Origin of the sequence: Enterococcus sp. DIV1767 (assembly GCF_050542585.1) — a bacterium.
In the GTDB taxonomy this organism is placed as follows: domain Bacteria; phylum Bacillota; class Bacilli; order Lactobacillales; family Enterococcaceae; genus Enterococcus_D; species Enterococcus_D innesii.
The window spans coordinates 749,931-762,358 of the sequence record NZ_CP172936.1 but is presented as its reverse complement, the minus strand read 5'-3'; the positions used below and the strand labels follow the sequence as shown (position 1 = coordinate 762,358).

Below are 12,428 nucleotides of genomic sequence, written 5' to 3'. Positions count from 1 at the left end.
AAAGTTGATGGGCGCAGCTTTTTTAGCGTCTGCGACGAGCTGTTCAAAACTAAATGCTCGCTTCAGTTATAGTATAGTAGTTTTTTCGATCAAGTTTTACTTGCTTACCAATTCGTATAAACATCAATACCGCTATGACCAACACCTGTGTCATAGACTTTGTAGGCACCTAAGGATGATTGACCAGTCGAACCTTTCGGTTGATTGTCGCTGGCAACAACGATGTATCCATCGGCATCACGGATGGTTCCGTCTGATGCTACATGGCGACCAGGGATGTTCAATCCGCCTCCTGGCAAGACTTTTTGTGAGTAGTACGATTCTCTCACACCATTGAAGTAGTTGATACCGTCCACTGGATTCAAGACACCAGAACCAGCACCAGGAATGCTTGAACGGGTTTGACTCACGTTAGCAGTCGCTGTAGATTCACTTTTTTCTGTGCTTTCTTTCGTACTTGTTTCTTTGTTTTCTACTGATTGGCCATCGTTAGAAACCAACAATGTTTCGCCATCAAAAATCATATTTGGATTTTCGATCGAATCATTCAAAGCTAAAAGATCTTCGACCGTTGTTTGATAAGTAGCAGCGATCCCAGATAGGGTGTCTCCTGGTTCGACAACATGGGTTTGTTCTGCTGCTGAAACAACTGTTCCTCCAACGAATAAACCAAATCCTGCAACAACTGTAAATGCAAATTTTTTCAAATGAAAAAACCTCTCTTTTGATTATTTGTCCCGCTATCGGGCACAAGTAAGAGAATAACATTACAATATTGCAGGAAGGTTTCAGAAATATTTTTCATTATCACAATTGTTAAACAGAAAGTTACAAGCTTTTTGTTGATAATCAGTAAACTTACAATATTGTTATCCATTTCGATGAATGATTTTGGCTCCATCATGCTATAGTAAACCCAGTAATTGAAAGGATCGATGCACATGAAAAAACTACTTTTGACGCTTGGCGTTTTGATTTTAGCAGTAGGTGGCTACTTTGGCTATACGTACTATACAACAACTTATCAAGGGATAACGGCTTATGCCATCACGCCCAACAAAGTCCCAGAAAAGACCCAAACGTACAGCGATTCCGGTGAAAAAATCGATGGCTCCTTTACGTATAAGTACACGTTTGAGTTTGTTAAGAAAAACGGCGAGAAAGAACTCATGACCTATGATCTTTCTGGTGAAAATGTGAAGCCATTCGCGCCAAATACCTTAGTCAAAGCAGAGATCAGTAAAACCCGTGTCATCTCGGGTCCCAATGAAGTCCCTCAATCAGAAGTTCCAGCAAAAATACTGTCTGAGCTGGAAACCTTTGACGAATAAAGACTTCTTACAAGAAACTTTCTACTTTTTAAGGTTCATTTTATTTTGACCGGCTATGCTAACGTTATACCAAAACTATTTTTCTTCCTCTTACCAGTCCTCGCCCGACTGGTATTTTTTATTTTTTCTCAATGGTCAGGCAAGATTTACGCTTCTTATAGACAGAACCGCTCCAGCTTCGCAAGTTTTTTTCTGCTCAAGCTTTGATCAAGTAGCTATTGACTATCGGAAATAAATAAACCGAGAATCATTACGATAAAAGCTGAGTTCATCATAAAAAAACCGCTAGATTGTTTATCTCTAGCGGCTTTCTTCGATTTTAATAGAGTTCCAAGTATTGTTCTCTTTCCCACTCGGAGACTGTTTGGCGGAAGGCTGCCCATTCTAATCGTTTTGCTTCGACAAAGTTGGCATAGATGTGTTTGCCTAAAGCATCGATCATCACTTGGTCTTTACGCAATGCTTTGATGGCATTGTGGATCGTTGATGGCAGATCTTCGATTTGTGCTTCTGCACGTTCTGTTTCGTTCATGATGTAGATGTTACGGTCGACAGCTGGTGGTGGTGTCAACTCACGTCTAACGCCATCAAGTCCAGCTTGCAGTAAAACAGCCATGGCTAAGTATGGGTTGGCTGATGGGTCAACCGAACGCAATTCCAAACGCGTTGACAAGCCTCTTGATTCTGGTACCCGGATCAGTGGTGAACGGTTGCGTCCTGACCACGCCACGTATACAGGCGCTTCGTAACCTGGCACTAAGCGTTTGTAAGAGTTGACAGTTGGATTGCAGACAGCTGTGTAAGCACGGGCGTGTTCAATCAAACCGCCTAAGAAGTGATACGCTGTTTGGCTTAATTGCATTGGTCCTTCTTCATCAAAGAAGACATTTTCATCGCCTTTGAACAAGGACATGTTGCAGTGCATGCCTGAACCGTTGATGCCGAATAATGGTTTTGGCATGAAGGTTGCATGCAAGCCGTGTTTACGAGCAATAGTTTTCACGACAAGTTTGAAGGTTTGGATGTTGTCACATGCTTCCACTGCGTCCGCATATTTAAAGTCGATCTCGTGTTGCCCTGGTGCCACCTCATGGTGAGACGCTTCAACTTCAAAGCCAAGGCTTTCTAATTCTAATACGATATCGCGACGGCAGTTTTCCCCTAGATCGGTTGGGGCAAAATCGAAGTAGCCGCCTTTGTCGTTTAATTCAGTTGTAATTTCGCCTGCTTCATCTAATTTGAATAGGAAAAATTCTGGTTCTGGTCCAAGATTGAAAGAAGTAAAGCCAAGGGATTGCATGTCCGCTAATGCCCGTTTTAAGTTGCCGCGAGGGTCGCCTGCAAATGGGGTGCCATCTGGATTGTAGATATCACAGATCAAACGAGCCACTTTGCCATGTTCACTTTCCCAAGGGAAGATCATCCAGGTCGACAAATCAGGATATAGATACATGTCACTTTCTTCAATACGGACAAATCCTTCAATAGAAGAACCGTCAAACATCATTTTGTTTTCCAGTACTTTATCTAATTGACTTACAGGTACTTCAACGTTCTTGTTCGTTCCTAAAATATCAGTAAACATCAAGCGTAAAAAGCGCACGTTCTCATCTTTTACGATTTGTTTGATGTCTTCGGCAGTTCTTTCAAATTTTGGCATAGTATCCCTTCCTTTTTCCCAATTCTTTTTATATCACAGCAACGATCTACTAATGTTCTACATTCGTGGACCTTTTTGCTGGTATGGCTGTTGTTGATTCAATCCACCTTGAGCCAAGAGTTCATCATAAAAAATTCGACGAACATCTTCATCGGTCAGCGGCGGTTTGTTCTTCGCTTCTTTTTCTTTGGCAACTTTCATTTCATAAACTCGTTTGATCCCAGCCATGTTCAGTCCATCGGAAAGATAGTCTTTGATCTCTAGCAAGGTATCAATATCATTCAGCGAATACATGCGTCGATTGCCATCGCTGCGTTCCGGGTGGATCAATTCTTGTTCTTCGTAATAACGAATTTGACGGGCGGTGAGATCGGTCAATTTCATGACTGTTCCGATAGGAAAGACTGACATTGAGCGCCGCAATTCTTTTTCCCGCATAACTTGGCTCCCCTCCGTTTCAATGATGCTGCGTAACTTTATGGAAACTATACCAATTCTTTTTTTGCGTGTCAACCCCTCATGTTAGAAAAAGTGACATGAATGCAAATTTTTTTGATTTTTTCATTGGACCCTTGATTTGATCGCATGTTCAAGCAGTCCTTTTTCTGGAAGAAATGGTGCCTTAGCCAAAAATGTTCGGGTTTTGCACTTGAAGGAAGTCAAACCACTTATACTTCCATAATTTTGTCACCACAAAAAAAACGGTGCATCAGCTGCACCGTTTTCTGTTTATTCCTGTTCTTGCACCATTCTGCGTAGTGGATAGGTATCCTCCAGCGCAAATCCTTTGATATGATAGGTCTGTGTTGCTTCATCGAAGGTATTGCTCAACACTAGCGACTCCCGTTTTAAACGATTCAGCGCATTGCCTTCATCGGCTTGCAGCACCAGATGATAAGGCTGCATGATCTGCATCAATTCCATTTTGATCGCCTGAGTCAAGCGTTCTTTGCCTTTGGTACTTTTTGCTGAGATCAAGACATTGGGAAAGAGCGTTGGGACAAACTGATCAGCGTCGATGCGATCCGCCTTATTGTAGACCGTCAACATCGGTAATTGGGTCAAAGAAAGTTCCTCCATTAATTTTAAGACCGTCTCCTCTTGCTGGACCCGTTCTTCGGAACTGGCATCGACGACATGCAGCAAGAAGTCCATGTTTTGACTTTCCTCCAGTGTGGAATGAAACGCATCGATCAATTGGGTCGGCAATTCTTGGATAAAACCAACCGTATCGGTAATGGTGACTTCGAATCCTTCTGGCATCCGCCAGCGTTTCGTCAAAGGGTCGAGTGTCGCAAACAACTGGTCTTGCTCATACGTATCCGCACTGGTCAAAATGTTTAAAATAGTTGATTTTCCAGCATTGGTATAACCAATCAAGCCCATTTGAAAGACTTGGCTGTCTTTGCGCTTTTGGCGTGTTCGGTCTCGATGGGCTGCCACTTCCTTCAATTCCCGTTTGATGATGGTGATGCGGTTGCGGATGTGGCGACGATCGGTCTCCAGCTTGGTTTCCCCTGGCCCTCTCGTTCCGATTCCGCCCCCTAGCCGAGACATGTTCTTTCCTTGCCCTATCAAGCGTGGAAGCAAATAATCCAGCTGCGCCAATTCTACTTGCAGCTTTCCTTCTTTGGAACGGGCACGCATCGCAAAAATATCGAGGATCAGCTGGACGCGATCAATCACTGGCACTTCTAGCGCATCACCGATCAACTGGCTTTGCCTTGGTGTCAGTTCATGATTGAAAATCACTAGATCTGCTTCATGTGCTTCTGCCAACTGCTGCAATTCCGCAACTTTCCCCTTGCCGATCACGGTTTGTCGATCGACTTGCTGCCGTTTTTGCACCAGTGAAAAAACAACTTCACCATTGGCGGTTTTTGTTAAGCTTTTCAATTCTTTCATTGACGAATCAAAATGAAGATAGTTTTTCTCCGTTTCTACTCCGACAAGAATCACACGTTCTTGGCTCATCTTTTCTCCTCCAACCATTGGTCGATTTCTGTTTCAAGGGTACGTTGTTCTTCAGGTTGCCTCACTAAATCAATCCATCGGGGCTGTGCTCGGTTATTGAACCACGTCAGCTGCCGCTTGGCGTAGCGGCGTGAGTTTTGCTTGATTTGCTCAACGGTCTCCTCCAATGTGGCCTGCCCTTGAAAATAGGGCAAAAATTCCTTGTAGCCGATTCCTTTGGCGGCTTGCGTTTCTGGATACTGCAAAACAGCTTTTGCTTCTTCGATCAAGCCTTGATCCATCATCAAGTCCACTCGCTGATTGATTCGCTGGTATAACACTTCTCGCTCAGTGGTTAACCCGATCATGAAGAAATCGTACAAAGCTTGTGGTGTCTCTTTTGGTGCAGCGATACTTTCGCCAGTCGTTTCAAAAACCTCCAACGCACGAATCACTTTCCGCTCATTGTTGTAGTGGATCTTCGCTGCTGCCAAGGGATCGACCGCCTGCAGCTTTTGCCATAAAGCTTCTTTGCCGATGGCTGCTGCTTCTTGTTCGTAACGCTGACGAATCGTTGGATCGCCTTCTTCTGCCCCTAAACGAAAGTCATACAAAAGCGCTTGGATGTATAACCCTGTTCCCCCTACAACGATCGGCAGCTTTCCTTGCTGCTGGATCGTCTCGATGGCTTCACGCCCCATTTGCTGGAAATCAGCGGCAGAGTATGCTTCCGTCATTGCACGAATATCGATCAAATGATGAGGAACCCCTGCCATTTCTTCCTTCGTCACTTTGGCGGTACCGATATCTAACTGACGGTAAATTTGCATGGAATCCCCGCTGATGATCTCCCCATGGTATTTTTGGGCTAACTGGATACTCAAGGCGGTTTTGCCGACTGCGGTCGGTCCCACGATTACTAAGACTTTTTTCATCCTTTTGTTTCCTCACGGACCTGTTGCACAATTGCCCGAGCTTTTTCTGGAAAATCGGTGATGATCCCCGTCAACCCCAGAGCCAAGCAGGTGCGAATCGCCGCTTCTTCGTTGACAGTCCACGGACGGATCGCGATCGGAAAATCAGTTAAGACCGTTGCTGTCTCTTGGACCCAGCGATAGGCAGGATGAATTCCTTCGATATACGGTCGGCTGAGCGCCAACGGTGGTTTGTCTTCCCCGCGTCCCATAATAAAATCAAGGGTCGCATCCGGTTCGATCGCATGGATCCGATCCAAGGTCTCGATATTGAAGGAACAATACCAATGAGTAAAGGGCCATTCTTGGCTATTCAATAAGTCGGATACTTTGGCTTCGATTCCTTCATATTCATAATGATCGGTTTTTAATTCGATCGTCAAAATGCCACGATAATTCTTCGCTGCAAGCAAATCCAACACTTCTTTTAGCGTGGGGACTTTGGCGGCTTGGAATTCCTCAGAAAACCAGCTGCCAGCATTGAGTTCTTTTAGTTCAGCAACCGTCAGGTCACAGATCCGACCTTTGCCGTTGGTCGTTCGATCAACCGTTTCATCATGCATGACGATCAAGCCGCCATCTTTTGATAGATGTACATCTAACTCAATGATATCAGCTTTGGCCCGCACCGCTTCCGCAAATGCTGGTAGCGTGTTTTCAGGTCGGTTGCCGCTACTCCCGCGGTGGGCAACGATTTGTACCATCATTCTTTCACTCCATTCTCACTCTTTATTTTACCATGGAATCTCCTAGAACCAAAAAGCCTCTGTTTGTTTCGATCCTCTTAATGAATAATAACGCTTTGTTTCGGTCAAAGAAAAACACCCTTACTATGATCGCAGTAAGAGTGTGTGTGATCAGTTAAAAAAGCGCAACCGTCGATACTCTGGTTTGGTTGCCTTAACCAAGGAAAACGGCTGACCAGTAGGATCAAATCGTTTTTGAAAAATAGGTCAACGGTTCGCTCGTCATGTTTTTCATTTGGGTTTTACGCTCATTGACCATTTCGACTAATTGATCAAGGAAATTTTCCATAATGATCCGACCGCCTTTATAGGTATACCCACCGATTTTAACAGTTTCCTCTGGGGATAAAATCACCCGACGTGTCCCGATTTTTTTGAAAAATTCTTCCAAGAAAAAATTCGGTAGATAAAAACTGTTTTGCGCCGCAAAAGATTGTAAATAGGCAAAATCATCGATGGTGATATAACAGTCGTCAAAGGCATCAAAGCTGACATACTCATCCATCAGCATGACCCTTTTTTGTAGAATCTCACTGATTTTTTGATTCAATAAAACCAACGTTTCGATTTCTTTGACTTTATGCTCCAACAAACGGCGTTGTTTTTCTTTTTGCTCCTCATACCGAATGCGTAAATTAAAAATGATGGTTACTAACAATGCGCCCACTAAGACGCCGATCAAACCTGCTATTGCTACTGCCATTCTTCGATCCTTCCTCATTCCTTTTTTCATATTGTATCATATTTGAAAGTTTCGCAAAAAAGATAACGAACTTTTTATTTGACCTTTCTTGACCTAATCGGTATACTATCTCTTAGATATTGCGAAAACTTTATGCTAAACTATATCTATAACGATTTTTAGGAGGACTATCACTATGAATTTAATTCCTACAGTCATTGAACAATCATCTCGCGGTGAAAGAGCGTATGACATCTATTCTCGTCTATTAAAAGACCGGATCATTATGTTGAGTGGTCAAGTAACCGATGACTTAGCAAACTCGATCATTGCTCAGCTTTTATTCTTGGACGCGCAAGATTCTGAAAAAGACATCTACTTGTACATCAACTCGCCTGGCGGAAGCGTTACTGCTGGTCTAGCGATCTTTGATACCATGAACTTTATCAAAGCCGATGTTCAAACCATCGTTATGGGGATGGCTGCTTCTATGGGTTCATTCTTATTGACCGCTGGTGAAAAAGGCAAACGCTTTGCGTTACCAAATGCCGAAATCATGATTCACCAACCATTAGGTGGCGCACAAGGTCAAGCAACTGAAATCGAAATTGCTGCCCGCCACATTTTGGCAACCCGCGAACGTCTGAACAAAATCTTGTCAGAACGTACTGGTCAACCAATCGAAGTGATTGAACGCGACACCGATCGCGACAACTTCATGACCGCACAAGAAGCCAAAGATTACGGCTTGATCGACGAGATCATGGAATCAAACAAATTGAAATAAGCTTGCATAAAAAAAGGTGTACGAAGCAATTCGTACACCTTTTTGCGTCTTTGGATTCGGCGTCAAACTTCGCCATATTGGCCTTGTTGGTAAGCATACCCATTTTCCACGTAATGCGTGATGTTTGCCTGATTTTTGGCGATTTCTTCTTCTGTCAACGGGCGGATCACTCGTGCAGGACGACCAAACGCCAACACATTGGGCGGAATGACGGTTCCTTCCGTTACTAACGAACCAGCACCTAACAAACTATTTTCACCGATCACTGCATGATTCAAAACAATCGAGCTCATGCCGATCAGCGCCCCTTTTTTGATGGTGCAGCCATGAAGCATACACTGATGCCCAACAGTCACATCGTCTTCCACGATCGTCGGGGCATCGTGATCAACGTGAATGATCGTTCCATCTTGAATATTGGTACGCGCGCCGATTTCGATGCGATTGGCATCGCCTCGAATCACTGCTTGAAACCAGACCGTACTCTCTTTTCCTAGAGTCACGTTTCCTACGATCGTCGCATTTTTTGCCACAAAACAAGGTGTTCCTTGCAACGAGGCTGGCGAAACTGTTTTGTGGGTTTCATTCCCTGATTGTTCTTTGTCCATCAACTTCTCCTTCCAATCCATAAACGGATCTGCGCTTTCTTTTTTCACTATAGCACCACCCTTGCGACAATGCAAAAAGAGCGCCAGTCAGACTGGACGCTCTTTTGGGTTTACTCGGCTTCTTCTGAAAATTGACTTTGGTACAGTTGGCTATAAAAGCCGCCAGCTGCCAACAAGGTCTCGTGATTGCCTTTTTCAATGATCGACCCTTGATCCATCACTAAGATCAGATCTGCTTCACGAATCGTTGACAAACGATGGGCGATCACAAAGCTGGTACGACCTTCCATCACTTTATCCATTGCTTTTTGAATCAGCGCTTCTAAGCGGGTATCCACCGAACTGGTGGCTTCATCGAGAATCAAAATCTTCGGATCAGAGATGACTGCCCGAGCGATGGTCAACAATTGTTTTTGCCCCAAGGAGACATTGTCCCCTTCAGAATTGATGATCATTTCGTAGCCGTCTGGCATCGTGCGAATGAAGTGATCAACATTGGCGGTTTTCGCTGCATCAACGACTTCATAATCGGTGGCATCTAATTTCCCAAAACGAATGTTGTCGCCAATCGTGCCTTCATACAACCATGCATCTTGTAAAACCATCCCAAACAGTGACCGAACCTCGTGACGTTCCATCTTCTTCGTGTCGATGCCGTCGATCTTGATGGCCCCTTCATTGACATCATAAAAACGCATCAACAAATTGATCAAGGTGGTTTTCCCAGCACCTGTTGGTCCCACGATCGCCACGGTTTGTCCAGCTTTGACTTCAAAGTTCAAGTCTTTGATCAACGGTTTTTTCGGATCATAGGCAAAGCCGACATGTTCAAAGGTCACGTCGCCTCTGATTTGTTCTGGCAATTGGATATCCGTTTGATTGACTGGCTCTTCTTCCTCATCTAAGATTTCAAAGACCCGTTTTGCTGCTGCTGAGGCACTTTGCAAGACGGAAGACAGCTGGGTAATATTCCCCATTGGCTGACTGACTTGCCAAATGTATTGAATGAACGCTTGCAGCTGACCAACAACGATCACGCCGCTGATCACGTAAAAGCTCCCCATGACTGCCATTGCGATATAGGTAAAGTAAGCGGTCATTTGCACCAGCGGCATCATCAAGCCTGACACAAAGGCAGAACGAAAGCCGTAATAGCGCAACTGGTGGTTAACGTTTTTAAACCCTTCAAGTGTTTGCTTTTCCCGTCCATACACTTTCAACACACTGAATCCAGTCATGTTTTCTTGTACATAGCCGTTCAGATCCCCTAACGCATTTTGCATGCCTTGGAAGTCTTTTTGCGACTTTTTGACGATCGTGCGAGAAATCAATAAGGAGGCTGGGATCATGATCAATGAAACCAACGCCATGTAGGTATTGATGTAAAACATCATGGAAACCGCCATAACGATTCCTAAGAAGGCATTGACGATCCCGATCAAGGCTTGCTGCATCGCACCGCTGACGGCATCCACGTCATTGGTCACCCGTGACAAGATATTCCCTTGTTGGTTGCGGTCGAAGTAAGAAACGGGCAAACGATTGATTTTTTCTTCAATATCTTGCCGCAAATCTCGCATCGCAGATTGGACAACGTTGGTGATCAGCAGCCCTGACATCAATTGTGAGAAACAGTAACCGACACCAACGACTGCGATCCAGATCAAGCAAAGGATCACGTAATCAAAATTAACGCCTTCGCCAGCGGCGATGTTGCGGCTGATCTCTGTCGTCGGCAATCCAGAAACATATGGCATTGCCGCATTGAAGCCGACGGTGGCAACAGTAAACAGCAAGACTAGGATAAATTGTACTTTGTACGGTTTGATGTAAGCACCTAACCGTTTTAAAGAAGAGATTGCTTTCATTGTGCCAACTCCTCCTCTGATAATTGTGACGCCGCAATGTCGTAGTATACTGGACAAGTTTGCAGCAGTTCTTTGTGGGTGCCGATGCCAACCACATCGCCTTCGTTCAAGACGACGATCTTATCGGCATTCATGATCGTTCCTACTCGTTGAGCAACGATCAAAACGGTCGATTCTGTGGTTTCTTTTTTCAAGCGTGCCCGCAATTTTGCATCCGTTTGGTAATCCAATGCAGAAAAACTATCATCAAAAATATAGATCTCTGGTTGGCGGATCACCGCACGGGCAATCGCTAGGCGTTGTTTTTGTCCGCCAGAGAAGTTGGTTCCGCCTTCTGCCAAGTGAGCATCAAAGCCATCTGGTGTGCGAGAAATGAAATCTGCCGCTTGCGCAATCTCGGCTGCTCGTTCCAGCTCTGCTTGCGTGGCATCTTCTTTCCCATAGCGTAGGTTTTCTGCGATCGTCCCTGTAAATAGCAACGCTTTTTGAGGGATAAACCCGATCTTGTTGCGCAACGTCGTTAAGCTGTAATCCCGAACGTCAACACCATCCACCAAGACTTGGCCTTCACTGACGTCGTAAAAACGTGGGATCAATTGGATCAAGGTTGATTTCCCGCTCCCGGTACTACCGATAAACGCCACGGTTTCCCCTGGTGAAGCGGTAAAGCTAACATTACGGATCACTGGACTTTGAGCATGTCCTGGATAAGCAAAGGTAACATTTTTGAATTCCAAGAAGCCTTTCGTCTTAGTTTCTGTCACTGGCTGTTCTGGCTCTTTGATTTCAGAAGTCGCATCTAACGCTTCTTGGATTCGACGAGCAGAAACCGCCGCTCGTGGATACATCGTAAAGACAGTCGCAAACAGCATGAAAGAAAACAGCGCATGGAAGATGTATTCGATAAATGCAATCAAGTCACCGACCTGCAGTTGCCCTTGATCGATTTGAATACTTCCCGTCCAAATAATCAAAATCATCACGATATTGAATAAGAAGAAAAAGCCTGGTTGTGCCGTTGCCATCAAGCGAAATAAGCTGCGAGAACTAGAAGCATAGGCTTGGTTGACTTTGCCAAAGCGTTTTTCTTCAAATTTTTCATTGACGAAGGCACGGATCACTCGTAAACCAGAGAGATTTTCCCGCAAGATGCCATTGATTTTATCTAGATTGGCTTGTTGTTTGGTGGATAATGGTTCCGAGATTTTGGCAATGGCGATGACGGCCATCAGCAATATCGGCAATGCCCCCAAAACATACAACCCTAGTTGTGTACTTGTCCGCATGACCATGTACAAGCTGACCACAAACATCATGGGTGTCATCAAACCTGTCCGTAAGATGCTTTGCATAAACAGCATGATTTGATACGCATCATTGGTCACACGGGTGATCAATGATGAAACCCCGATTTTTTCATATTCGGTATGTGAATAGCCTTGGACTTTTTCAAAAAGATCGTCACGAATATCGGCCACAATGTTAGTGGTGATACGTGACGTGAAATAGCCTAACAAAATGTTCATCGTGATCCCCACAATGGTGATCGCGATCATCGCCGCACCCATTTTCCATATGTAGTCGCGATCACCAGCGGCGATCCCTTTGTCGATCATTCTTGCCAATAACGTCGGCAAACCTAATTCAATCAAAATAAAACCAAAAACACAGATGAAATTAAAAACCAGCAGTTTCTTGTTTCTCATCGTGTAGTGCCACATTAATTTCAAAAAATCCCCTCCTTTTTTACTTCATTACTTCTACTATAGCATAGGAATATTCTTATTGTAATGCACTTTCAACGAAAAAAAGCAAACTT

Annotated in this window: 12 protein-coding genes; 2 read left to right on the top strand and 10 right to left on the bottom strand. The window is 44.4% G+C overall.

Annotation, left to right across the window (positions count from 1 at the left end; genetic code table 11):
- Nucleotides 1-104: 104 nt before the first annotated feature.
- Nucleotides 105-707 carry a LysM peptidoglycan-binding domain-containing protein gene (locus IGI78_RS03575; protein ID WP_016611944.1) on the bottom strand — a complete coding sequence of 201 codons (603 nt, stop codon included), beginning with the start codon at nucleotides 705-707 and terminating at the stop codon, nucleotides 105-107.
- Between the two features lie 234 nt (nucleotides 708-941).
- Here IGI78_RS03575 and IGI78_RS03570 point away from each other — a divergent pair, with 234 nt between their 5' ends.
- Nucleotides 942-1,331 carry a DUF1093 domain-containing protein gene (locus IGI78_RS03570; RefSeq protein ID WP_005237494.1) on the top strand — a complete coding sequence of 130 codons (390 nt, stop codon included), beginning with the start codon at nucleotides 942-944 and terminating at the stop codon, nucleotides 1,329-1,331.
- A gap of 319 nt (nucleotides 1,332-1,650) precedes the next feature.
- Here IGI78_RS03570 and glnA read toward each other — a convergent pair whose 3' ends face one another.
- The 6 genes from glnA to IGI78_RS03540 all read right to left on the bottom strand — a co-directional run bounded on the left by glnA (nucleotide 1,651) and on the right by IGI78_RS03540 (nucleotide 7,367).
- The gene (gene glnA, locus IGI78_RS03565; RefSeq protein WP_005225167.1) at nucleotides 1,651-2,991 is read right to left on the bottom strand and encodes a type I glutamate--ammonia ligase; all 1,341 of its coding nucleotides are present in this window, start codon (nucleotides 2,989-2,991) and stop codon (nucleotides 1,651-1,653) included.
- Nucleotides 2,992-3,048: 57 nt separating this feature from the next.
- A complete protein-coding gene (locus IGI78_RS03560; RefSeq protein WP_005225166.1) occupies nucleotides 3,049-3,429 on the bottom strand; it encodes a MerR family transcriptional regulator in 381 nt (126 codons plus the stop codon).
- A gap of 291 nt (nucleotides 3,430-3,720) precedes the next feature.
- The gene (gene hflX, locus IGI78_RS03555) at nucleotides 3,721-4,965 is read right to left on the bottom strand and encodes a GTPase HflX (protein ID WP_195266092.1); all 1,245 of its coding nucleotides are present in this window, start codon (nucleotides 4,963-4,965) and stop codon (nucleotides 3,721-3,723) included.
- Nucleotides 4,962-5,879, bottom strand: coding sequence for a tRNA (adenosine(37)-N6)-dimethylallyltransferase MiaA (miaA, locus tag IGI78_RS03550; RefSeq protein ID WP_195266094.1), 918 nt, complete (start codon nucleotides 5,877-5,879; stop codon nucleotides 4,962-4,964). The genes hflX and miaA overlap by 4 nt, the downstream gene beginning before the upstream one ends.
- Nucleotides 5,876-6,625 carry a glycerophosphodiester phosphodiesterase gene (locus IGI78_RS03545; RefSeq protein ID WP_195266096.1) on the bottom strand — a complete coding sequence of 250 codons (750 nt, stop codon included), beginning with the start codon at nucleotides 6,623-6,625 and terminating at the stop codon, nucleotides 5,876-5,878. The genes miaA and IGI78_RS03545 overlap by 4 nt, the downstream gene beginning before the upstream one ends.
- Before the next feature lie 223 nt (nucleotides 6,626-6,848).
- Nucleotides 6,849-7,367 (bottom strand): hypothetical protein, encoded by a 519-nt coding sequence (locus IGI78_RS03540; protein ID WP_005231097.1) that lies wholly within the window; start codon nucleotides 7,365-7,367, stop codon nucleotides 6,849-6,851.
- A gap of 175 nt (nucleotides 7,368-7,542) precedes the next feature.
- Here IGI78_RS03540 and clpP point away from each other — a divergent pair, with 175 nt between their 5' ends.
- The gene (gene clpP / locus IGI78_RS03535) at nucleotides 7,543-8,133 is read left to right on the top strand and encodes an ATP-dependent Clp endopeptidase proteolytic subunit ClpP (RefSeq protein WP_005225161.1); all 591 of its coding nucleotides are present in this window, start codon (nucleotides 7,543-7,545) and stop codon (nucleotides 8,131-8,133) included.
- A gap of 62 nt (nucleotides 8,134-8,195) precedes the next feature.
- On the opposite strand, the gene IGI78_RS03530 is transcribed toward clpP, so the two are convergent.
- The 3 genes from IGI78_RS03530 to IGI78_RS03520 form a co-directional block, all read right to left on the bottom strand.
- The gene (locus IGI78_RS03530; protein WP_223273080.1) at nucleotides 8,196-8,789 is read right to left on the bottom strand and encodes a gamma carbonic anhydrase family protein; all 594 of its coding nucleotides are present in this window, start codon (nucleotides 8,787-8,789) and stop codon (nucleotides 8,196-8,198) included.
- 62 nt (nucleotides 8,790-8,851) lie between these two features.
- Complete coding sequence (locus IGI78_RS03525; RefSeq protein ID WP_195266098.1) at nucleotides 8,852-10,609, bottom strand: ABC transporter ATP-binding protein; 1,758 nt, start codon at nucleotides 10,607-10,609, stop codon at nucleotides 8,852-8,854.
- Nucleotides 10,606-12,339, bottom strand: coding sequence for an ABC transporter ATP-binding protein (locus tag IGI78_RS03520; protein ID WP_010747462.1), 1,734 nt, complete (start codon nucleotides 12,337-12,339; stop codon nucleotides 10,606-10,608). The genes IGI78_RS03525 and IGI78_RS03520 overlap by 4 nt, the downstream gene beginning before the upstream one ends.
- Nucleotides 12,340-12,428: the final 89 nt, after the last annotated feature.